Consider the following 22297-nt stretch of genomic DNA (forward strand, 5'->3'; position numbering starts at 1 on the left):
AATAGCAAATGGTTGTAACTGAAGAAGATATCAAACACGTTGCAAAATTAGCAAAGTTGGAGATAACCGAAGATGAACTCGGAAAATTTACTGAACAAATGGATAAAATTATCGCTATGGTTGAGCAATTAAGTGAGTTGGATACAGAAGATGTGCCTGTGACAACGCATGGTATGGCAACTTCAAGCGTTATGCGTGAAGATAAAGCAGTACCTGGAACAGACCGCGACAAATTATTTGAAAATGTAAAACGCCATGAAAATGGATTAGTGAAAGTACCTGCAATGATAGATAATTCGGAAGGAGATGCATAAGATGAGTTTGTTGGATCATACATTAGAAGAACTGCATACCATGCTGGTAAACAAAGAAACAACAGCAGAAAAAATCATGACTGCAGTTTATGCCCGCATCTCTGAGACGGAAGATCAAGTGGGTTCATTTATTACCTTAACTGAAGAGGAAGCTTTAGTAAAAGCACGCGAGATGGACGAAGCTGGAATTGATCCAGAGAATATCTTAGCTGGATTGCCGATTGGGATTAAAGACAACATCGTTACAGAAGGAACATTGACAACTGCAGCCAGCCGTATGTTAGAAGATTTTGTACCGATCTATGATGCAACGGTTACTGAAAAAGTGAAAGAATCCGGCATGATCTCAGTTGGTAAACTGAACATGGATGAATTTGCCATGGGTGGAAGTACAGAGAACTCTTATTTCAAGTTAACACGCAACCCTTGGAATCTAGATAAAGTACCTGGTGGATCTTCAGGTGGTTCCGCAGCAGCAGTTGCTGCAGGACAAGTTCCAGTTTCTTTAGGAACAGATACAGGCGGATCGATCCGCGAACCTGCAGCCTTTACCGGTGTAGTAGGTATGAAGCCGACTTATGGACGAGTGTCTCGTTTTGGTTTGATTGCTTTTGGTTCAAGTTTAGATCAAATTGGACCTTTTACACGTAATGTAAAAGACAACGCGATTGTATTGAATGCTATCAGTGGTCATGACCCTAAAGATGCTATGTCTCATACTGAAGAAGTGCCTGATTTTACAGAAGGCATTACAGATGGCGTTAAAGGAATGAAAATCGGTGTGCCGAAAGAGTACATGCAAGAAGGCGGACTTCAAGACGGCGTAAAAGAAGCTGTTTTAGAAGCTATCGAAACGTATAAGAAATTAGGTGCAATCGTTGAAACGGTTAGTTTGCCGCATTCTAAATATGGAATTCCTGCTTACTACATCATTTCTTCTTCGGAAGCTTCTTCGAACTTGCAACGTTTTGACGGAGTACGTTATGGTTACCGAGCTAAAGATGTAGAATCTTTAGAGGAATTGTATGTTAAAACACGTACAGAAGGTTTTGGACCAGAAGTTAAGCGTCGTATCATGTTAGGTACGTTCTCATTAAGTTCTGGATTCTATGATGCTCATTTTAAACAAGCTTCAAAAGCTCGTACGTTGATCCGTAGAGACTTTGAAAATGTGTTCGAAGAGTACGACTTGATTTTAGGACCTACTACAACAACAACTGCTTATGGTATCGGTGAACAAATCGATGATCCAATCGCAATGTATCTATCAGATATTCTAACAGTACCGGTAAACTTAGCTGGAGTTCCTGCAATTTCAATTCCTTGTGGATTTTCAGACGGCATGCCTGTTGGATTGCAATTGATCGGAAAACATTTCGATGAAAAAACAATCTACCAAGCAGCATATGCATTTGAACAAGCAACAGAATTCCACAAAGCAAGACCAAATTTGTAGGAGGAGAGACGAAACATGAATTTTGAAACAGTAATCGGACTAGAGGTCCACGTAGAATTAAAAACAGACTCTAAAATGTTCTCACCATCTCCAGCACATTTTGGAGCTGAACCGAATACCAACACAAACGTTATCGACTGGGGATACCCAGGTGTTTTACCAACAATCAATAAAGGCGCTGTAGATTTCGGTATCCGTGCTGCATTAGCCTTGAATTGTGAAATCTCACAAGATACAAAATTTGACCGTAAAAACTACTTCTATCCAGATAATCCAAAAGCTTACCAAATTTCTCAATTTGATAAACCGATTGGACACGATGGATGGATCGAGATCGAAGTCGAAGGCAAAAAGAAAAAAATCCGTATTGAACGCGTTCATTTAGAAGAAGATGCTGGGAAAAACACTCACGGCACAGACGGTTATTCTTATGTTGACTTGAACCGTCAAGGAACGCCTTTGATCGAGATTGTATCTGAAGCAGATATGCGTTCGCCGGAAGAAGCTTATGCTTATCTTGAGGCATTGAAACAAATCGTTCAATACACAGGTGTAAGTGATGTTAAAATGGAAGAGGGATCAATGCGTTGTGACGCAAACATTTCTATTCGTCCATTCGGTCAAGATGAATTTGGAACAAAAACGGAATTAAAAAACTTAAACTCGTTCAACTTTGTGCGCAGAGGATTAGCATTTGAAGAAAAACGCCAAGAAAAAGTATTGCTTGCTGGAGGCATTATTCAACAAGAGACAAGACGTTACGATGAAGCAACAGGTGAAACGATCTTGATGCGTGTGAAAGAGGGTTCTAGTGACTACCGTTATTTCCCAGAACCAGATCTTCCAAACATATACATTGAAGACGAGTGGATCGAAACGGTAAGAGAAACGATTCCTGAAATGCCTAAAGAGCGTCGTTTACGTTATGTAAAAGACTTTGGCTTATCTGATTATGATGCTGGGCAATTAACAGCAACTAAAGAAATGTCCGATTTCTTTGAAGGAACGATTGCTAATCAAGCGGATGCAAAACAAGCAGCCAACTGGTTGATGGGTGAAGTATCAGCTTACTTGAACAGTGAAAAATTAGAATTACACGATACGAAATTGACGCCTGAGAACTTAGCAGGAATGATCAATTTGATCGCAGATGGAACAATCAGTTCAAAAATCGCGAAAAAAGTTTTCCGTGAATTGATTCAAAATGGCGGAGATGCCAATGAAGTTGTAGAAGCAAATGGCTGGGTACAATTAAGTGATCCATCTAAATTGTTGCCAATCATCAATGATATTTTAGACAACAATGCGCAATCCATTGAAGATTTCAAAAATGGAAAAGACCGTGCGATCGGGTTCCTCGTTGGTCAAATCATGAAAGCTACTAAAGGACAAGCAAACCCTGGTGTAGTCAATAAATTGTTGAACGAAGAATTGAGCAAACGGTAATTTTGGAAAGAAGGTAAAACAGATGCGTGCGAGAATTATTTATAATCCAACATCTGGGCGCGAATTGCTGAAGAAAAATTTAGTAGACATCTTGAGTGTGTATGAAAGTGCTGGTTATGAGACCAGTGCTTTTGCTACAACGCCTGAGCCCTTTTCAGCTCGGAATGAAGCGGAAAGAGCTGCAAGAGCGGGTTTTGATTTGATTGTGGCTGCTGGAGGGGACGGAACGATCAATGAGGTCGTGAACGGATTAGCCGGTCTAGAAAAAAGACCTAAAATGGCGATCATCCCTGCAGGAACGACAAATGATTATGCTAGAGCATTGCATATCCCAAGAAATGATTTGATTGCTGCAGCAAAAATCATCGAGAAAAATCAAACCATCCATATGGACATTGGACAATCAATCACACAAAAACAAATGTCTTACTTTATCAACATTGGTGCGGCAGGCTATTTGACGGAGTTAACCTATGAAGTTCCGTCTCAATTAAAATCCGTTTTTGGCTACTTAGCTTACTTTGTTAAGGGTGCGGAAATGTTGCCGCGTGTCAAAGCGGTTCCTATGCGGATCGAATACGATGATGGAGTTTTTGAAGAAAGTGCCTCTATGTTTTTCGTCGCTTTGACGAATTCAGTCGGTGGTTTTGAGCAGCTGGCTCCAGACGCAAGGTTAGATGATGGAAAGTTCACATTGATCATTGTCAAAACGGCTAACTTGTTGGAGATCTTCCGATTGATCGCTAAGCTTTTAAACGGGGCTAAACACATTTCGAGTCCAAATGTCGTCTATGTGAAAACCAATAAAATCAAAGCACAAACAACGGATTTAACTCCATTGATGATCAATTTAGATGGAGAGTACGGAGGAGATTCACCTGTTGAATTCATCAACTTGAAACAACACATTGAAATGTATGCAGACGTTGATTTGATCCCTTATGACGTAGAGGAAAAAGATGAGTTTGCAGATGATGTGGAAGAAGCCTTCTTGAGACAAGTAGAAGAATTAACAGGAGAATTACCAGAAAACGAGCAAGAAAACAACGAATTGAAGAATTCTTATACAAATGATTCAAACGAATTGTAGAAAACAGGAAATCAACCGGCCGTTGCACATAAAAGAATAATCGCCCCAAAAATGTCCAGCATGTTTTTGAGTGGAAGGAGAATAAGGAATTGAAAAAAGATCAAACTATTCCAGTAAATAAAAATGAACAGCATACGGTTACTATCGAAGATTTAACATTTGAAGGTATGGGTGTTGCTAAAATAAATGGGTATCCATTATTTATAGAAGACGCTTTACCAGGTGAAAAAGCAGAGGTTAAAATCCACAAAACAGGTAAGACTTATGGTTACGCAAAAGTGATGAATCGTCTAACATCAAGTAAAGACCGGGTCCCTTTGAAAAACAGAAGCTATACACGTGCAGGTATCGCACCTTTGCAACATATGTCTTATGCTGCTCAGTTAGCTTTTAAAAAGAAACAAGTGGCGAATGTTATGCAACGTATTGCAAGAATGCCTGAAGTTCCAGTACTAGATACGATGGGAATGGAAGAGCCATGGGGATACCGCAATAAAGCACAGGTTCCAGTGCGTAAAGTTGAAGGATTGTTGACAACCGGATTTTTCCGTAAAAACAGCCATGATTTGATTCCTATGGAAGATTTTTATATTCAAGATCCAAAAATCGACGAAGCGATTATCGCTGTTCGAGATATTATGCGTGAATACGGAGTAAAACCATATAACGAGAAAGACAATACTGGTAACTTGCGTCATATCGTTGTGCGCAGAGGATATCATACTGGGGAAATGATGATTGTATTGGTTACACGTACAGCTAAATTGTTCCCAACAAGTAAAATCATCCCTGCTATCCAAGAAGCTTTACCAGAAGTTGTCAGCATTGTTCAAAATGTCAATCCAAGAGGAACTAACGTTATCTTAGGAGAAGAAGCAATCGTATTGTATGGTGAAGACAAATATAGAGATGAATTAATGGGAAATACATTTGAAATTTCACATCGTTCATTCTATCAAGTCAACCCATTACAAACGGAAAAACTGTATCAAACAGTTTTAGATTTTGCTGCAATGACAGGCGAAGAAACAGTTATCGATGCTTACTGTGGTATCGGAACGATTACTCTTGCTTTGGCGAAAAAAGCGAAAGAAGTTTACGGAATCGAGATCGTTGAAATGGCAGTTGAAGATGCTAAAAGAAATGCTGCATTAAACGGTGTTGAAAACGTCACTTACCAACTTGGAGCTGCTGAAGAAGTCATGCTTAAGTGGGCTGAGGAAGAACGTACAGCAGATCTATTAGTCGTTGATCCGCCTCGTAAAGGACTGGAAGGACAATTTATCGATGCTGTATTAGAAATGAAACCATCAAAAATGGTTTATGTCAGCTGCAACCCGGCTACATTAGCTCGTGACTTAGCCTTATTGGCAGAGGGCGGCTACAATGTGGAGAAAATCCAACCAGTAGATTTGTTCCCGCAAACAAACCATGTTGAGTCAGTAACATTGCTGACAAGAAACGAAGCCTAATAAGAAGTAAAAAAATGATTAAGGTCGCGAATTTCGTGGTCTTAATCATTTTCTATTGTAAAGAACAGTTGTCAGTTGTAATCTTCAAGAATGAACAGATGGATATCGGATTTGCTAAAAGATAAAAAATCCGCTATAATTTTTAAGGTTAACAAGAATTCTAACAGGTATAGAAGAAAAATACCTATAATGAAATAGTTGCAAGGAAAGACAATTTAATTTGAGGTAAATGATTGCCTCTCTATGAAAGGAATACGTATAAAAAATGAAAGAAAATTTTTGGCAAGAATTACCGCGACCGTTTTTTGTGTTGGCCCCAATGGAAGATGTGACAGATGTTGTTTTTCGTCATGTAGTCAGTGAAGCAGGCAGACCAGATGTGTTTTTTACAGAGTTTACGAATTCTGTCAGCTACTGCCATCCAGAAGGACGCAACAGTGTTCGTGGACGGTTGACCTTTACAGAAGATGAACAACCTATGGTAGCCCATATATGGGGAGATGAGCCAAAATACTTCAGAGAAATGAGTATTGGTATGGCAAAAGAAGGATTCAGCGGAATCGATATCAACATGGGTTGTCCAGTTCCTAATGTAGCCGGTAACGGAAGAGGAAGCGGACTGATCAAACGTCCAGAAGTGGCTGCTGAACTGATTGAAGCTGCAAAAGCAGGCGGACTGCCTGTAAGTGTCAAAACGCGATTGGGTTATTTGAAGGTCGATGAATGGAAAGAATGGTTGACTCATTTATTGAAGCAAGATATCGCTAATCTATCGATTCATTTGCGCACTAAAAAAGAAATGAGTAAAGTAGACGCTCACTGGGAATTGATACCAGAAATCGTAGAATTGCGTAACGAGATAGCGCCTCACACATTGATTACGATCAATGGAGACATCCCAGATCGTAAAACAGGTCTAGAATTGGCTGAAAAATACGGTGTAGACGGAGTAATGATCGGACGCGGTATTTTCCACAATCCTTACGCATTTGAAAAAGAACCGAGAGAACATTCTAGCAAAGAATTGTTGGAACTTTTTAGAATCCATTTGGATTTGTTTGATAAGTATACTGTTGATGAGCCTCGTGCTTTTAAACCGCTTCGTCGTTTCTTCAAGATATACGTCAAAGGAATCCGTGGAGCGAGTGATTTAAGAGCTCAATTGATGGAAACTGAAACAACCAATGATGTACGAGCTTTATTGGATGAATTTGAAGAAAAGAATAAAGATATTTTAGGTGAATAAACATTAATTTAAAAAAGCTGTTTTCCTGATTGATTGAGGAAAACAGTTTTTTCTATTTTTCCAATAATTCTTTTACAAAAAAATCCGTAACCTCCCGCATAGTACTCGTTTTGACTAGATGCTCTTCGTCTTCATCAGTAAAATAAATATTTGGGAGTTCTTTTTGTTCATCAGCAAAATCAGCCACATCTTCATAAGGAACAATCAGGTCTTGTTTTCCATGCCAGATAAATAAGGGACGCCCGTCTAAAGTCTCAGGACGAAGAGACAAATCATACTGTGGAATCCAGCTCAGCAGTTCCTTGTAGTCTTGAGGCAAGTAACGGTTGGACCTCTTAGCGTGTTCGACTATTCTTTCGCGGTAGGCGGACAACTTGGGCGACCCCATTAAACAAGCAGCGGCTTTGATCTCAGGATGATGTGTCAATAATGCACAAGTGGTTATTCCACCCATTGAAGTACCGCCTACTCCAATAACATCATCTACGAAACCGATAGTGCGAAAATGATGTACAATAAAACCAAATTCAACTAAATTGGTATGGATACTTTGCCAAAACGTCAAAGAAGGAATTTTAGAAACAGGTTGCTTTCTTTCCCCATGATTCATAGCATCCGGTAAAATGACTCTAAAACCTTGACGCGCTAAGTAACGAGCTTGAGTTAAATTCAATTCTTTTACGGACTGCCAACCATGGTAATAAATGATTAGCGGCAGCAAATCATTGCGTTTTTTTGTTGGAACAACTTCCAGCATTGGGATAGTTCCTAAAGTTCTTTTTCGAATCGTTAATTTCAATTCATCCACCTCCTGAGTATCATATCAAATGAATATAGATAAGGAAATGAATACAGTTAGAAGTTTTCGGAAAACAGGTGAAAAGGTTGTTAAAATGGACAAAAAACTATATTTACTTTGCATTAATATAAACAGTGATGTATAGTTATAAATTGTGTGTTCATTATATAAGTAGGAGTGTTTTAAGTTGGAGAAAGAAAAAATTGTTTCAGTAAAAGAAGTAACAGCAAATCCGGCACCACTAGGATTGATGGGATTTGGTATGACAACTATTTTGTTAAATATACATAATGCAGGATTTTTTGAATTAGACGCAATGATTTTAGCAATGGGTATTTTTTATGGAGGTATTGCACAAGTCATCGCAGGTATCATGGAATTTAAGAAAAATAATACATTTGGAACAACTGCTTTTACGTCGTATGGTTTCTTTTGGCTATCATTAGTGGCATTGAATATTTTACCATTGATGGGATATGGAGAAGCAGCTGGATCTTTATCTATGGCAGCGTACTTATTTATGTGGGGAGTATTTACATTATTTATGTTCATCGGAACATTACGGATCAATCGCGCATTACAAGTAGTATTTGGTTCACTGACGATTTTATTCTTCTTACTAGCTATCGGAAACTTTACTGGTTTTAGTTTGATTTTAACGATTGCCGGCTATGAAGGAATCTTATGTGGTTTTTCAGCTATTTATGCAGCTATGGCACAAGTATTGAATGAATTGTACGGCAAGGACATTATGCCTATTGGAGAAGTAAAATAAAATTGATTTGAGGGACTTCGTTGATCATCAGCGAAGTCTTTTATTCTGTATATCGGTTCAAATTTTTAATTGCGATTACACAGTTTTGAAATTTAAATTTATTTTAAAACAAAATGTGTATGAATTCTATCTGATAAGTGATATAAGTAAGATAGTACAAAAAGTTAGTAAAACTGGAGGCTTATCAGATGACTATTTACGATATCGAAGTGACGCTTGAAAGCGGAGAAACGTATAAAATGGATAAATACAAAGGCAAAACATTGCTGATCGTCAATACAGCTACCAAATGTGGTTTAGCATCTCAATTCGATGATTTGCAAAAGTTATATGAGAAATACAAAGAAGAGGATCTTGTTGTTCTAGGATTCCCAACTAATCAATTCAAACAAGAAATCGATTCAGCCAGCGATGCAGCCGAATCGTGCCGGATGACTTATGGGGTAACTTTTCCGATGCACGAAATGATAAAAGTGAATGGAGCAGATGCTCATCCATTGTTTAAATTGCTGACAGAAGAAACAAAAGGTCTTACAGGAAAAGCTGTAAAATGGAATTTCACTAAATTTTTAGTGGATAAAGAAGGCAATATCATCAAACGCTTTGCGCCTACAACTACACCATTGTCATTTGAAGAAGAATTAGCCCAATACAAGTAAATTGGAAAACAGCGTCCAATCACACGAGAGAACATTGTGTGGTTGGACGCTGTTTTTAACCATCTGTAATCTTCAACCCCATAAGAGTAGATAAATAAACAGCTTGTTCACGTGAAACGGTGCATCCTTTTAATTCATTTTGAGATACTCTAAGCGAACTGAAATGAGACAAGCTTAAGTCGATGCCTTTTAAAAGAGTTTGTTCAAACGCAGCCTCGTTCAAATTACAGTTGTCGAACACGACATTTTTTAAAGTGCAGTCATAAAAATCAGTACTTTCTAAAGAACAGTGTTGAAAAATAATTTTTTCCAGCTTAGATGAATGGAAAGTGGCAAAATTCAGAATGGAGTTGCTGAATAAAACATTTCCTAAACTAGATTCGGGAAAACTGATGCCCAGCAGTTTGCAATTTTCAAATTCAACTCTGTGAATAGAAGCTTTGCTCAAGTCGGCGTTTGAGAAATCGCAATTGATGAATCGGACATCGACAATATCAATACCGCTAAAATTAGTATGAGTAAAGGTGCTGTTTTTAATGACAGCGTTGTGCAAGTGAGCTCTATCTAAATTTTCATTTGAAAAATCAGATTGAGAGATTTCGCAGTTTCCCAACATGTAATCTTCATCGTCTAAAATAGCTTGAAAATCTTTTGTGGTTAGTAGCGCTTTTGAAATAGCAGGTGTTTTAAGTTTCATTGTTTTCCTTCTTTCTACTTCTTAACGTCAATGATACAGTATAGCATATAAAAAGAGTTTTTAAGAACAATTAGTCGAATGACAGCTTGTTTTAGAAGCGTGCTGTTCCATTTAAATTGAACTTCAAGTAAAATTGTGAGCAAAAAGAAAATAGAACTTAAACTTACAAGATTGAAGTAGAAAAAGCTTAACATTTTGAAATGATCGAGTATAATATAAGTAAAGCTCAACAATTGTGAATTGTTGAGCTTTTTAAAATGGAAGTTAAAGGAGCACAAAAGATGAAGGTGAAAAAGAAGAGCAGGATCATTCTAGTGATGTTGATAGCGATGGTATTTTTTATGGGCTGTGCCGCTCAGGCAAAGGATTCGCAAAGAACCGAAGCAACAACGATTGTTACGGATGCTAAAGGAAAGGTAGAAATTCCTAAAGCCCCGAAAAGAATTGTGGACTTAAGCGGGAATAGCGACAGTTTATCGATTTTAGGATACAAAGTAACTGGAACAGCCAATAGTGATGCTTACGATTACACTAAGTTTCCCTCTTATTTAGAAGATGTTTTAGAGGGGGCTGAGATTTTGGGGTACAGTATGCAAGATACTGTGGATGTAGAAGCAGTCATGAATTTGGAACCTGATTTGATCATACTGTCAACAGTGCAGGAAAAAGTGTATGAGCAATTGAAAACCATTGCTCCGACGGTCATGATCCAATTAGAGGCTTTGGACTGGAAAGAAGACGTAAAAACACTTGGAACAGTATTCCATCAAAAAGATAAGGCAGAAGACTGGTTGAAAAACTATGAAACAAAAGCTGCTTCAATCGGAAATACGATTAAAAAGAAACAAGGTGAAGACACAACCTATTTGTCTTTCTTAGCTAGTGGAGGTCAATTTTTCGTTTTTGACGGAGCAGGTTTTGGCGAAGTACTTTACGAAGATATGGGATTAAAGAAACCAACAGGTATGCCGGAACAGACAGATATCAGTTTGCCGGTAGTGACTTATGAAGGATTAGCTGCCATCGAGGCAGATCATATTTTTGTGATCGCTACTGATGAAGACCTAGAAGTATTACAAGCCAATGAAATCTGGAATAATCTTCCTGCAGTAAAAGCAGGGAAGGTGACGACTCTGGATGCTTCTCCGTATTTCAATCAAGGCTACAGCCCGATAGGCAGAGAACTGCTGCTAGATGAAATAGCGGTGATGTTAGATGAACCAGATTAAAAACACCCTTTTTGTGCTGGCTTGTCTGCTGATTCTAGCTGTGGGGATCTACTTGGCAATTATTCTGGGAGCAGAATCTATCGGTCCGACAGAATTATGGAATAGTTTATGGCAGCCAGAAAATTCATTGAATCAATTATTGATCAGGGACGTTCGAACCCCTCGAGTAGTGTCTGCCTTATTCACAGGAGGCATTTTGGGGGCTTGTGGTGCACTTATACAAGGAGTTACGCGTAATCCTATAGCTGAACCATCCTTGCTGGGAGTGAGCCAAGGCGCCACTTTAGTGATCGCACTGTTTTATGCGGCCAATATCACCATAAGCACACAAAGTAGTATGTTAGCTTCATTGATAGGGACAGCATTCAGTGCGGCTCTAGTTCTCATGTTTTTATTCAATACAAAGAAAAATAATTCTACCAGCAAATTATTGCTTGCTGGAATTTCTATGAGTACTTTTTTTATTTCTTTGACCACGACCATCGGAATTTTATCCAATAAGTCTCAGTTTATTGCTTTTTGGATCTCCGGCAGTTTTAGAAATGCTACGTGGTCGGATGTTCAATTGGTAGTTAGTGTAGGAACCGTTGGATTGCTGTTTAGTATGTTGTTGTCAAATAAAATTACTATTCTCGGTTTAGGAGATGAAGCAGCAGCTGGATTAGGAGTAAACCCTGGAAAGACAAGATTAATGGCATTTTTGATTTTGATCCCAATGTGTGCAGCTGCTGTAGCAGTGGGAAAAAATATTGGATTTGTAGGGGTGATCATTCCGCAAATCAATCGAAGGCTTGTAGGAGAAAATTATGCTAAGAATATTTCCTTATCTTTTTTATTAGGAGCAATTTTAGTCCTTTATTCCGATATGGCTGCCCGATTAGTTTATACTCCATATGAAATGCCTGTTGGAATTTTTACTTCCTTGATAGGAGTTCCATTTTTTATAGCAGCCGCTCGCAAGGAGGTTGCTTAAGATGAAAAAATACAAAATGAAACCTTTAATGATTGTTTTGGTTAGTCTGTTTATTGTAGCGGTATTATTTTACTTAAGTTGGGGAAGCTATCAGATGTCAGTATCTGACCTTCTTTTAACGCTAGTCGGAAAAGGAAACGCATATCAACAAACGGCTCTTTTCAACTTGCGTTTTCCTCGAATGATAGTAGCGATTTGTGTCGGTGCGGCGTTGGCTACTTCTGGAGGAATCGTCCAAACCATCACAAAAAATGAATTGGCTGATCCCGGAATGATAGGAATAAATGCTGGAGCAGCAGCGGCAGCAATTTTGGTGGTAACGTTTCAAACCACACAGTATTATAACAAGTTAGGTTCTTTTTCTATTTATCTGTTGCCGATCATGGCCATTATTGGCGCTGGAATCACGGCTTGCATCGTTTATCTTCTTTCTAATCAACAAGAGATCAAACCTAAAAGAATGGTGTTGATAGGTCTAGGAATAAACGCAGGACTGAGCGCTTTTATGACGTTTTTCATCTTCAGAGGCGGTGTAGGAGAATACAACAAAGTGTTGATTTGGACATCCGGCAGTTTGTGGGGAACAGGTTGGGAGTACGCAAACATTCTTTTGCCTGTAGTCGCGATTGTTTTTACCTTGGTCTTATTGAATCATAAAAAAATGGATGTCTTACAATTATCTGATGAACATATTTTATCTTTAGGGTTAAACCGGAACCGAGAACGAAAAAAGATGTTGATTTACGCAGTAATTTTAGCTGGCGGAGCGACAGCATTTGCTGGAAATGTTGGATTCATTGGATTAATTTCTCCTAATATCGCTAAAAGATTAGTGGGTTCATCGCATAAAAATTTCTTGATAGTTTCAGTGTTGATCAGTGCCATTATTATGTTGTGTGCAGACGCTATTTCTAAAAATATGTTTTCACCTGTAGAAATACCTGTTGGCATCACTGTTTCATTGTTGGGTGTTCCTTACTTTATGTATTTGATTGTAAAGGAGAATTAGATGGAAGCTATAGCCGTAAAAGAATTATCAGCAGGATATGAAGAACAGACTGTGATCGAAAAATTGGATTTGTCCATTTTAAAAGGCAAAATCAATATCATCGTAGGATCTAATGGATGCGGAAAGTCGACTCTTTTAAAAAGTATTGTCGGAGTCATTAAGCCGCAGAACGGGCATATTTCTATTAATGGAAAAGATATTGCCAAGCAAAAAGAAAAGGTTTTAGCTACTCAAATCGCCTTTCTGCCGCAAGAACCAATCTGCCCAAGCGGATTGACTGTCAGAGAACTGGTTGCTTATGGCCGATTTCCGTATCAAAAAAGTTTTGGTGGATTATCTAAACACGATAGACACATGATTGATTGGGCGATTCAAGAGACGGAGTTAGAGGACCTTTCGGATCGAAAAGTAGAGGCGTTATCTCAAGGACAACGTCAAAGAGTATGGATTGCTATGACTATAGCCCAAGAAACCGATATTATTTTACTGGATGAACCTACAACGTATTTGGATTTATCTTATCAGCAAGAAATCCTGCAATTATTGAGCAAATTAAATAAACAAGCTGGTTTTACTATCGTGATGGTGCTGCATGAGTTGAACAATGCGTGCAGATATGCTGATAATATCATCGGTTTAAAACACGGGAAACTAATCTGTCAAGGTTCACCTTGCGAAGCGATCACACGAGAAAGTTTGAGTGAGTTATACGGTATAGAAGCTAAACTGCAGCTCAGTGAAGACAAACGATACCCCATTTGCCTAGAATATGAAGTAATCAAAAGAGAAACGTTGCTAATTGGATGTACGAAGAAATGTGATTTAAATTGCAAGCATAGAAAAATTGCACCAGTATAAGAAGAGACCGAGCCGACAGAAGGAAAGTTTTCCTTCTGTCGGCTCGGCTTTGTCGTATAAAAATTCATGAAAAATCAAGAGTTATTGAATTCTGTAACAAACTATTCACTTTTGATGAAAATAATGTGTATTTTTATTAAAAAAGATTACATTTCTTTTCATATTAACCGATTAACAAAATAGTGGAAAGAGTTTGGAGTTTTAAAAAGTAAACGGTTAATACATAAAAGGAAGGTAAGAGATTCATGAATTTGAAACAAAAATTATTAACAGGTTTTTTTAGTATTATCGCATTATTGATGATTATCAGCGGGATAACATATGTACAGTTTAACGCGGTAAATGATCAATACAGTTCTACAATAACAGACAGAACAAATAAGATTCAGCTAACTTCTTATACTTTATTTGAAACGTATCAAGAAGAAAGAGATTTACAAGCTTACTTAACAACAGGAGATGTAGAAAAGCTTGATGCCTATTACCTAAACCGAGATGAATTTAAGGAAAATATAGGTAATCTAGCAGCACACTCTAATAGTAAAGAAGCTAATGGATTGATTGATCAATTAGTAGCAACAGAAGAAAGATTCGCTGAAATGGCAGAGGAAGCTATTACATATAAACAAAGTGAAAACGTAGAAGGTTATACGGATTTGATGAATACCAGAGGAGACGAAATATCTGCGGAACTCGAAAATATTGGAAAAGAGCTGTTGTTTTATCAACAAGACGCTTTTGCTGCAACTAGTCAACAACTCAGTCAGCAAACCAATAATACAATTCGTGTGATCGTCATACTTAGTTTAGTAGCCATTGCAACTGGGATTGCAGTAGCTCTAGGCATCAGTAACAAAATTTCAAAAAGAGCAAAAATCGTTACTGAAGTAGCAGAAGAGATTGCGAATGGCAATTTAGCCATAGACGAAATCAACGTCAAAGGAAAAGATGAAATCAGTCACTTAGCTTTAGCAGTTAATAAAATGTTGAACAATTTGCACGACATGATTGAAAAAGTCAGTCAAACCTCAGAACAGGTAGCCTCTTCTTCACAAGAACTACTGGCTATAGCAGAAGAAACAACTGCTGCGACTAATCAAGTAGCGGATTCAATTAGTAACGTAGCAGAGAGTATTGAAGTTCAAAGCAGAAATACAAATGAAAGTGCCCATGGAGCAAATGAAATTGCAACAGGTATTTTGCAAATTACCGGGAACACTTCCACAGTAGCTCAAACAACGATAGAAACGATAAGACAAGCAGCTAAAGGAAATCAAAATGTTCAAGAAGTTATTCGTCAAATGAATACGATTTCTCAAGCAAACGAAGAAACGAATCAAGTGATTCAAGCTTTGGAAAAAAGATCGATTGAAATTGGAAAAATTATTAGTGTCATAACAGATATCTCTGATCAAACAAATCTATTGGCACTAAATGCGGCCATAGAGTCTGCTAGAGCTGGAGAGCAAGGAAAAGGCTTCGCCGTAGTAGCAGATGAAGTACGGAAATTGGCGGAACAATCTAGAGAATCAGCTAATCAAATTGCAAAATTGATCCAGCATATTCAAACCGATACATCAAAAGCCGTTGAAATGATGCATCATGGGAACGATGAGATTGTTCAAGGGATGACAATAGCGGAAGAAACTGGAAAGTCATTTGAACGGATCGTTCAGTCGATTGAAAGTACAACCATTCAAACACAAGAATTATCGGCTGCTTCAGAGCAAATTTCAGCGAGTGTCCAACAAGTGAATGCTTCGATTGAAGAAGTAGCTGCAGCGGCAAAAACTTCTTCTGCAACAACTGGTGAAATCGCTGCTGCAACAGAAGAACAATTGGCTTCGACCGAAGAGGTTTCTTCATCAGCCACTTTCTTAGCTCAATTAGCAGAAGAATTAACCGGTCTCGTCAGCAAATTCAGTGTTTAAAATAGTCTTATCAAAGACGGAAAAATGTTCTTACATTTTTTCGTCTTTTTTTATTTTCCCCACAGAAAAATATGATAGGCTAGTAAGGAGCAGAATTGCAGATGAAAGAGTTATGGAGGTCCTTATGAAATCAATTCTAGAAACATTAAAACATTATTATGGATATGAGTCTTTTCGACCTGGACAAGAACAACTAATTGAAGCTATTTTAAGAGGAGACGATGTTTTAGGCGTTATGCCTACTGGAGGCGGGAAATCGATTTGTTATCAGATTCCGGCTATTTGTATGGAAGGTGTCACAATCGTTGTGTCTCCTTTGATTTCTTTAATGAAAGATCAGGTAGACGCTTTAGCAACTATGGGAATCAAAGCAGCGTATATCAACAGCCAACTGTCTTTTTACGAGCAAGAAAGCATTCTGTACAGTGCCGTTCATGGGGAACTAGACTTAATGTATGTGTCTCCGGAACGCTTAGAAAACGAGACCTTTATATCCTATGTCCAACAAATGAATGTTAATTTAGTAGCCGTAGATGAGGCGCATTGTGTTTCTCAGTGGGGACACGACTTCAGACCCAGTTATCAAAATATTCCTCGATTAATGGATGTCTTGAATAACAGACCTCCGTTTGCTGGTTTTACAGCGACGGCGACTACACCAGTGCGAGCAGATATGATCACACAATTAAGGCTAGAACAGCCTTATCAATATATTTCCAGTTTTGACCGTCCTAATCTGTATTTTTCAGTGGTCAAACCGAAAAAGAAAGCCGACGAATTGCTGCGTATTTTAGACAACAAAGAATCCAGCATTATTTACTGCAATACGAGAAAGAATGTGGATACGGTTTATGATACGTTAGTCAAAAAAGGGTACCCGGTAACGATGTATCATGCAGGAATCAGTCCACAAGAGAGAACACAAAATCAAGATGACTTTTTATACGACCGAAAACCGATTATGGTGGCTACGAATGCTTTTGGAATGGGTATCGATAAATCAAACGTCAGACGAGTCATTCATTACAACATGCCTTTGGATATGGAAAGTTATTATCAAGAAGCTGGACGTGCAGGAAGAGATGGAGCTCCATCTGAAGCGATCCTCTTTTATTCTGGTCAAGATATCATTACCAATACGTTTTTGATCGAACAGGGAAATAACCCGCATGCTAAATCAAATTTGAATACGATGATCACGTACTGCAAAACAGGAAGTTGTTTGCGAAAAACGATTTTGAATTATTTTGATGAAACCCCTGAGTGGACGGAGTGCAAGCATTGTTCAAATTGTGATGGAGAAATGGTCAAAACAGATATCACTGTAGAATGCCAAAAAATTCTCTCATGTATTTACCGCATGAATCAAGCCTATGGAACTGGATTGATAGTCGATGTGTTACGCGGAAAATCCACCAGCCGCATCAAGCAGCAAGGGTTTGACGCATTGTCTACTTATGGATTGATGAAAGAATATACGGATGGGGATATCAAAGATATGATTTCTATCATGATCAGTGAAAACTACTTGCACTTAGGTGGGGATCAGTATCCGATTTTGCAATTCACGGCAAAAACCAATGACTTATTACAAGCTAAAGTACGTTTGTCGATGACCAAATCATTGAAAGAAGAACCGACAACAACGAAAAAATCAGTCGAAAATATTGAGAATTATGATACGGGATTATTTGAACAGTTACGCGAATTGCGGAAAGAGATTGCCCAAGGACTGGGTAAGCCGCCATTTGTTGTCTTTTCAGATCGTAGTTTAATTGATATGGCCGCTAAATTTCCTGCTTCAGATGCTGAATTTTTAACCATTCATGGAGTAGGAGAAGCAAAATTAGCTGATTACGGAGATCAGTTCTTAGCTCTTATTAACGATTATATCAGCACAAATGATTTGAATGTGGAACAATTGCGCACAGAAAATTTGTCTACCAAAGCAGTCGTGAAAGCAGCACCTTCTTCAACAAGTCCACGTAAGAAAGGCAAAACACATGAAGAGACATTGAGTTTTTTCCAAGAGGGCAAAACCATTGAAGAAATTGCATCAATCCGTGATTTGTCGCCAACAACGATAGTGAATCATTTGTGTACCTTGATTCAAGAAGGGACAGAATTGGAGTATTCCAGACTAGTTGCTCCAGAAGCTGAATCTGAGATAAGAAAAGCCGTAGAAGAAGTGGGGACAGCATCACTGAAGCCAATTAAAGAAGCTTTAGCGGACTCGATATCTTACGATGAAATCAAGTTTGTCCTAGCGAAAGTAAAAGCAGAGTCGAAGTAATGAAGTTTATTTTTAAATAGATATGGGAGGTCGTCTATTAATCAAGTGAGTGAAGAAAGAGAGTTCATTTGATTAATAGAACAGATTAGCCCTCGAATAAAAGAATATAGACACACCAAAAACACCTATCCTACTTTCGTTACAAGTAGAATAGGTGTTTTTATGTAATAGATCATTTATTCAGAAAAATCATTCTCACTATCGAGGTCTTCGCTTGAGTCAGACTCTGCGGGTGGTGTAGGAGATTCAGATTCCTCAGGTGTTTCATCTGAACTTTCTTCTTCAGCCGGTGTAGCAGGCGTTTCAGGTTTCTCTTCAACAGGTTCTTTTACTAATCCACCTTCGTCTTTTTGAGGTTTCTCTTCTTTTGAAGACTCTGATTCGGATGATTCTGTTTTTGGTTTGGCTTTAGGTTTAGTTGTTTTCTTAGTCGTTTTACCGGTAGAGCTTTTCGGTTTTGACCATTTTTTTGAATTGTTTTGAGAGCTGGATTCAGAACTGTATTCTGTTTCCTCATAAAACTCGCTTTCTTCCAATTCCAATTCACTTTCTTCGCTTTCAACAACTTCTTCTATTTCTTCGGTTTCTTCTTCAACGACCCACAAGTTGCTAGAAATACTGCTGCTGATAGTATCAGTCAATTGACTGCCTCGTGACTCTACTCGCTGGATTGCGGTCAATCCGTCAGCTGAAAGAGGTTCTTTTGCGCGTGATTTTGTCGCAACTTCTTTTTCAATACTTTTTGTCTGAACGGTTTCTTTGCTGAACGTTTTAGTTTGGTTTAATCCTACATAAACAATGGCGAAAAATAAAAGCAATAATACAATAATCGGACCATACTTTTTCATGAAAGACTCCTTTCAATTCACATTATGAGACAATCATATAACAAGCGGTATACAAAAACTAGTTATTTTAAAGATGTTTGGAAAATTGTCACTAAATAGGAATTACTATTCGCAAATACGAGCAAGTTCAAGTAAAGTTAAGCTGAGAAAAGAAATCAATAAAAAGCACACAGATAGGAGATATTCTATGAAAATCATTGTTTTAGAAGGATATACGACAAATCCAGGTGATTTGAATTGGGACGGGTTGAATGAGCTAGGGAATTTAGAGGTTTATCACCGGACCTCTTTAACTGATGAAAAAGAAATTATTGATCGCATAGGGAACGCTGAAATCGTGTTGACCAATAAAACACCTATTACGGGAAGTATCATGGATGCTTGTCCTTATTTGAAATATATTGGCGTATTAGCCACAGGATACAATGTTGTAGACTTGAAGGCTGCTAAAGAAAAAGGGATAGTGGTAACCAATGTTCCAGATTACAGTACGCCTTCAGTAGCGCAAATGACTTTTGCCCTTCTACTAGAGATCTGTCAGCACGTTGGACATCACAGCCAAGCAGTACATGAAGGCAAATGGGAGAAAAGTCCAGATTGGAGCTTTTTTGATTTTCCTTTAATTGAATTGGTTGGAAAAACAATCGGCATTATTGGCTTTGGCAGTATTGGACAAGAGACCGCGAAAATCGCGAATGCTTTTGGTATGAATGTGATAGCTTATAATCGCAGTCAAAGTGAAGAAGGAAAAAAATTGGCTGTTTATGTGTCTTTAGATGAATTATTGAAGCAATCGGATGTTATTTCACTGCATATTCCGTTGGTGGAAGAAACCAAATCGCTTATTGATGAAGAAGCCATTGCAAAAATGAAAAATGGCGTTGTTGTCTTGAATACAGCTCGTGGTGAATTACTGGATGAGCAAGCTGTAGCAGATGCCTTGAATAGCGGGAAAATATATGCTGCTGGAGTTGATGTGGTCAGCACGGAATCTATTGAAAGTTCGAATCCATTATTAAAAGCTCAAAACTGTTTTATCACACCGCACATTGCATGGGCAACTAAGGAAAGCAGAACTAGATTAATTGATATCGCTACGAATAATATCAAACAGTATATAAACGGAGATCCAGTCAATGTAGTGAATAGTGATTAATTCAATTCGTATACAAATAGAGCATTACTCGAAAGAGAGGAGCAATCCGGCTTTTTTAATATTGATCATTATTTGGATGTACGTCTTATTTATGTTTTGTCTATATCAAAATATTCTTTTAAAAGAGCAGCTAAAAAGATTCTAGAAAAAGGAGCGGAGATCCGGTCCTTTTTCTCTACATAAAAAGATCCATAAAAAAAGCGCATTGAAAAATATATTCTTAGTTCAAGCGTATACTTTTTCCATTATAATAAAATACGTTAAGGAATATATGGGGTGAGAATATGCAAAAAATTATGATTATAGAAGATGATCTTACAATTGCCAAAAGTTTGCAGGAAGAGCTGACGAAGTGGAGTTACCAAGCATTTTATACAACTGATTTCAATCAAATCATGGAGCTGTTTACAGAACAAGCCCCACAATTAGTGTTGATTGATATCAAATTGCCTTATTTTAATGGATACTACTGGTGTACAGAAATCAGGAAAGTGTCTCAAGTACCGATTATATTTATATCGTCGCAGAATGAGCGAATGGACATTGTTATGGCGATTCAAATGGGAGCAGATGATTTCATCAGTAAGCCCTTCGATTTAACGATTGCGATCGCCAAAATACAAGCTTTATTAAGAAGAACCTATGATTTTAACGAAAACGATTCTTTTTTGAACCATCAAGGTGTTTATTTGAAAGCAAATGAATTGAGGCTGCAATTTGAAGAAAAAGAAATGGCTTTGACTAAAACAGAGATGAAAATACTGGAACAGTTGTTTCTGCACAAAAGCGAATTCGTTTCTCGTGAAGCCATTATGGTCAGCTTATGGGAAAACGAAGCGTTTATCGATGATAATACGTTAGCGGTCAATATCGCCCGGTTAAGAAAAAAATTAGCCGAGATAGGGCTGGAGAATTTTATCATCACTAAAAAAGGTTATGGGTATGGATTGATGAAGGGGGAATAAAATGACTTATTTAAAAGAGCAAAGCGCAGTATTTAGGGGGTTTTTATCCTTTAAGCGTTATGAGATAGCTATTTATTTGAGCATGGTCATTCTTTATGGTGTTTTATTTATTTTAGGACGCTTGCCGCTGGAATTTTATTTTTACGGCATACTATTGACTGGATTTTTGTTTTTGGTTTTTTTGATTGTGCAGTTTATCCAATACAATAAACGGTACAAAATATTGAAATACATTGAGACTCAACCTTTAACCGTTTTGAATGAGCTCGCACCATCTATTGATCCTTCAGAACAATACCTTATTGAAGAGATCAATCATTTGATGGATGAAATAGAGAAATTTCATTACAGTCAGCAAGAAAAAAATACTGAGCAAATGGATTATTTTACCTTATGGCTTCACCAAATTAAAACCCCGATTGCGGCAATGAGTCTATTGATGCAGCAAAATAATGAAAATACAGACTTAACTAAAAAGGTTCGTCAGGAATTGATTCGCATAGAAAATTACACGCATATGGCGTTAAATTATTTAAAGTTGGAACAAGCCGAAAAAGAACTTGATTTAGATGAAGTAGAATTAGATCGTGTCATCAAAAAAGCGCTCAAAAAGTTTTCGATTTTATTTATCTACAATCAGATCACACTAGAGTACCAATCCCTTGAAAAAAAAGTGTTGTCAGATGAAAATTGGCTGCTTATTTTAATAGAGCAGATTTTGTCTAATAGTTTAAAATACACGCCTAAAAAAGGACAGATAAAAATATACATGGATCCGCAGCAAGAAAACCATTTGATTATTGAAGACACAGGGATAGGTATTCGCTCAGAAGACTTGCCCAAGATATTTGAAAAAGGGTATTCGGGATGGAATGGAAAGGTTCAAGAAAAATCTACCGGTTTAGGGCTCTTTTTAAGCAAAAAAATCTGCCGGCGTTTAGGTCACAAGTTAACGATTCAATCAGAAGTAGGTAAAGGAACGCGAGTCAGTATTGATTTGAATCATGAAATAGTAGAAATTTTTTAGTAAAAGACAGTCTTACAAAAGTGTAAGATTGTCTATCATTTTGTAAGGATAGAT

20 protein-coding genes are annotated in these 22297 nt (G+C 37.8%); 17 read left to right on the forward strand and 3 right to left on the reverse strand.

Going from position 1 to position 22297, the window contains the following annotated elements:
* Nucleotides 1-8 precede the first annotated feature (8 nt).
* The 6 genes from gatC (at nt 9) to BM137_RS01905 (ending at nt 7024) form a co-directional block, all read left to right on the forward strand.
* Nucleotides 9-314 carry an Asp-tRNA(Asn)/Glu-tRNA(Gln) amidotransferase subunit GatC gene (gene gatC / locus BM137_RS01880; protein WP_092479447.1) on the forward strand — a complete coding sequence of 102 codons (306 nt, stop codon included), beginning with the start codon at nt 9-11 and terminating at the stop codon, nt 312-314.
* 1 nt (nt 315) lies between these two features.
* Nucleotides 316-1770 (forward strand): Asp-tRNA(Asn)/Glu-tRNA(Gln) amidotransferase subunit GatA, encoded by a 1455-nt coding sequence (gatA, locus tag BM137_RS01885; RefSeq protein WP_092479448.1) that lies wholly within the window; start codon nt 316-318, stop codon nt 1768-1770.
* 15 nt (nt 1771-1785) lie between these two features.
* Nucleotides 1786-3216 carry an Asp-tRNA(Asn)/Glu-tRNA(Gln) amidotransferase subunit GatB gene (gene gatB, locus BM137_RS01890; protein ID WP_092479449.1) on the forward strand — a complete coding sequence of 477 codons (1431 nt, stop codon included), beginning with the start codon at nt 1786-1788 and terminating at the stop codon, nt 3214-3216.
* 22 nt (nt 3217-3238) lie between these two features.
* On the forward strand, nt 3239-4306 hold the full coding sequence (locus BM137_RS01895; protein ID WP_092479450.1) for a diacylglycerol kinase: 1068 nt from the start codon (nt 3239-3241) through the stop codon (nt 4304-4306).
* A gap of 89 nt (nt 4307-4395) precedes the next feature.
* On the forward strand, nt 4396-5778 hold the full coding sequence (gene rlmD / locus BM137_RS01900) for a 23S rRNA (uracil(1939)-C(5))-methyltransferase RlmD (RefSeq protein ID WP_092479451.1): 1383 nt from the start codon (nt 4396-4398) through the stop codon (nt 5776-5778).
* Nucleotides 5779-6043: 265 nt separating this feature from the next.
* Nucleotides 6044-7024 (forward strand): tRNA dihydrouridine synthase, encoded by a 981-nt coding sequence (locus BM137_RS01905; RefSeq protein WP_092479452.1) that lies wholly within the window; start codon nt 6044-6046, stop codon nt 7022-7024.
* A 52-nt stretch (nt 7025-7076) separates the two neighbouring features.
* Here the strand turns inward: BM137_RS01905 and BM137_RS01910 are convergent, their stop codons facing one another.
* A complete protein-coding gene (locus tag BM137_RS01910; protein WP_092479453.1) occupies nt 7077-7823 on the reverse strand; it encodes an alpha/beta fold hydrolase in 747 nt (248 codons plus the stop codon).
* Between the two features lie 187 nt (nt 7824-8010).
* Here BM137_RS01910 and BM137_RS01915 point away from each other — a divergent pair, with 187 nt between their 5' ends.
* Both BM137_RS01915 and BM137_RS01920 read left to right on the forward strand, forming a co-directional pair.
* Nucleotides 8011-8598: an acetate uptake transporter gene (locus tag BM137_RS01915; protein ID WP_092479454.1), complete on the forward strand. Its 588-nt coding sequence runs from the start codon at nt 8011-8013 to the stop codon at nt 8596-8598.
* 188 nt (nt 8599-8786) lie between these two features.
* Nucleotides 8787-9257 (forward strand): glutathione peroxidase, encoded by a 471-nt coding sequence (locus BM137_RS01920; RefSeq protein WP_092479455.1) that lies wholly within the window; start codon nt 8787-8789, stop codon nt 9255-9257.
* A gap of 55 nt (nt 9258-9312) precedes the next feature.
* Here BM137_RS01920 and BM137_RS01925 read toward each other — a convergent pair whose 3' ends face one another.
* Complete coding sequence (locus BM137_RS01925; protein ID WP_092479456.1) at nt 9313-9954, reverse strand: pentapeptide repeat-containing protein; 642 nt, start codon at nt 9952-9954, stop codon at nt 9313-9315.
* A 281-nt stretch (nt 9955-10235) separates the two neighbouring features.
* On the opposite strand from BM137_RS01925, the gene BM137_RS01930 reads away from it, so the two are divergent.
* The 6 genes from BM137_RS01930 to recQ all read left to right on the forward strand — a co-directional run bounded on the left by BM137_RS01930 (nt 10236) and on the right by recQ (nt 18247).
* The gene (locus BM137_RS01930; RefSeq protein WP_092479457.1) at nt 10236-11183 is read left to right on the forward strand and encodes an iron-hydroxamate ABC transporter substrate-binding protein; all 948 of its coding nucleotides are present in this window, start codon (nt 10236-10238) and stop codon (nt 11181-11183) included.
* Nucleotides 11170-12156, forward strand: a complete 987-nt coding sequence (locus BM137_RS01935; protein ID WP_092479458.1) for a FecCD family ABC transporter permease — start codon at nt 11170-11172, stop codon at nt 12154-12156. The genes BM137_RS01930 and BM137_RS01935 overlap by 14 nt, the downstream gene beginning before the upstream one ends.
* Before the next feature lies 1 nt (nt 12157).
* Nucleotides 12158-13165, forward strand: coding sequence for a FecCD family ABC transporter permease (locus BM137_RS01940; protein ID WP_092479459.1), 1008 nt, complete (start codon nt 12158-12160; stop codon nt 13163-13165).
* Nucleotides 13166-14023, forward strand: a complete 858-nt coding sequence (locus tag BM137_RS01945; RefSeq protein WP_092479460.1) for an ABC transporter ATP-binding protein — start codon at nt 13166-13168, stop codon at nt 14021-14023. It abuts the gene before it with no gap.
* 245 nt (nt 14024-14268) lie between these two features.
* Nucleotides 14269-15954, forward strand: a complete 1686-nt coding sequence (locus BM137_RS01950; RefSeq protein WP_092479461.1) for a methyl-accepting chemotaxis protein — start codon at nt 14269-14271, stop codon at nt 15952-15954.
* A gap of 124 nt (nt 15955-16078) precedes the next feature.
* On the forward strand, nt 16079-18247 hold the full coding sequence (gene recQ / locus BM137_RS01955) for a DNA helicase RecQ (RefSeq protein ID WP_092479462.1): 2169 nt from the start codon (nt 16079-16081) through the stop codon (nt 18245-18247).
* A gap of 176 nt (nt 18248-18423) precedes the next feature.
* Here recQ and BM137_RS01960 read toward each other — a convergent pair whose 3' ends face one another.
* Nucleotides 18424-19095, reverse strand: a complete 672-nt coding sequence (locus tag BM137_RS01960; RefSeq protein ID WP_092479463.1) for a hypothetical protein — start codon at nt 19093-19095, stop codon at nt 18424-18426.
* A gap of 187 nt (nt 19096-19282) precedes the next feature.
* On the opposite strand from BM137_RS01960, the gene BM137_RS01965 reads away from it, so the two are divergent.
* The 3 genes from BM137_RS01965 (at nt 19283) to BM137_RS01975 (ending at nt 22243) form a co-directional block, all read left to right on the forward strand.
* On the forward strand, nt 19283-20251 hold the full coding sequence (locus BM137_RS01965) for a D-2-hydroxyacid dehydrogenase (protein WP_092479464.1): 969 nt from the start codon (nt 19283-19285) through the stop codon (nt 20249-20251).
* A 284-nt stretch (nt 20252-20535) separates the two neighbouring features.
* A complete protein-coding gene (locus BM137_RS01970; protein WP_092479465.1) occupies nt 20536-21216 on the forward strand; it encodes a response regulator transcription factor in 681 nt (226 codons plus the stop codon).
* A gap of 1 nt (nt 21217) precedes the next feature.
* Entirely contained in the window at nt 21218-22243 is a 1026-nt protein-coding gene (locus BM137_RS01975) for a sensor histidine kinase (RefSeq protein WP_177192463.1), read from the forward strand.
* Nucleotides 22244-22297 lie beyond the last annotated feature (54 nt).

The organism is Desemzia incerta, from assembly GCF_900115825.1.
GTDB classification, from domain to species: Bacteria; Bacillota; Bacilli; order Lactobacillales; family Carnobacteriaceae; genus Desemzia; species Desemzia incerta.

What these genes read in the sequence shown, in the direction of transcription:
- gatC (WP_092479447.1), top strand. Translation starts at nt 9, where the DNA reads ATGGTTGTAACTGAAGAAGATATCAAACACGTTGCAAAATTAGCAAAG.
- gatA (WP_092479448.1), top strand. Translation starts at nt 316, where the DNA reads ATGAGTTTGTTGGATCATACATTAGAAGAACTGCATACCATGCTGGTA.
- gatB (WP_092479449.1), top strand. Translation starts at nt 1,786, where the DNA reads ATGAATTTTGAAACAGTAATCGGACTAGAGGTCCACGTAGAATTAAAA.
- BM137_RS01895 (WP_092479450.1), top strand. Translation starts at nt 3,239, where the DNA reads ATGCGTGCGAGAATTATTTATAATCCAACATCTGGGCGCGAATTGCTG.
- BM137_RS01905 (WP_092479452.1), top strand. Translation starts at nt 6,044, where the DNA reads ATGAAAGAAAATTTTTGGCAAGAATTACCGCGACCGTTTTTTGTGTTG.
- BM137_RS01920 (WP_092479455.1), top strand. Translation starts at nt 8,787, where the DNA reads ATGACTATTTACGATATCGAAGTGACGCTTGAAAGCGGAGAAACGTAT.
- BM137_RS01925 (WP_092479456.1), bottom strand. Translation starts at nt 9,954, where the DNA reads ATGAAACTTAAAACACCTGCTATTTCAAAAGCGCTACTAACCACAAAA.
- BM137_RS01930 (WP_092479457.1), top strand. Translation starts at nt 10,236, where the DNA reads ATGAAGGTGAAAAAGAAGAGCAGGATCATTCTAGTGATGTTGATAGCG.
- BM137_RS01935 (WP_092479458.1), top strand. Translation starts at nt 11,170, where the DNA reads ATGAACCAGATTAAAAACACCCTTTTTGTGCTGGCTTGTCTGCTGATT.
- BM137_RS01940 (WP_092479459.1), top strand. Translation starts at nt 12,158, where the DNA reads ATGAAAAAATACAAAATGAAACCTTTAATGATTGTTTTGGTTAGTCTG.
- BM137_RS01945 (WP_092479460.1), top strand. Translation starts at nt 13,166, where the DNA reads ATGGAAGCTATAGCCGTAAAAGAATTATCAGCAGGATATGAAGAACAG.
- BM137_RS01950 (WP_092479461.1), top strand. Translation starts at nt 14,269, where the DNA reads ATGAATTTGAAACAAAAATTATTAACAGGTTTTTTTAGTATTATCGCA.
- recQ (WP_092479462.1), top strand. Translation starts at nt 16,079, where the DNA reads ATGAAATCAATTCTAGAAACATTAAAACATTATTATGGATATGAGTCT.
- BM137_RS01960 (WP_092479463.1), bottom strand. Translation starts at nt 19,095, where the DNA reads ATGAAAAAGTATGGTCCGATTATTGTATTATTGCTTTTATTTTTCGCC.
- BM137_RS01965 (WP_092479464.1), top strand. Translation starts at nt 19,283, where the DNA reads ATGAAAATCATTGTTTTAGAAGGATATACGACAAATCCAGGTGATTTG.
- BM137_RS01970 (WP_092479465.1), top strand. Translation starts at nt 20,536, where the DNA reads ATGCAAAAAATTATGATTATAGAAGATGATCTTACAATTGCCAAAAGT.
- BM137_RS01975 (WP_177192463.1), top strand. Translation starts at nt 21,218, where the DNA reads ATGACTTATTTAAAAGAGCAAAGCGCAGTATTTAGGGGGTTTTTATCC.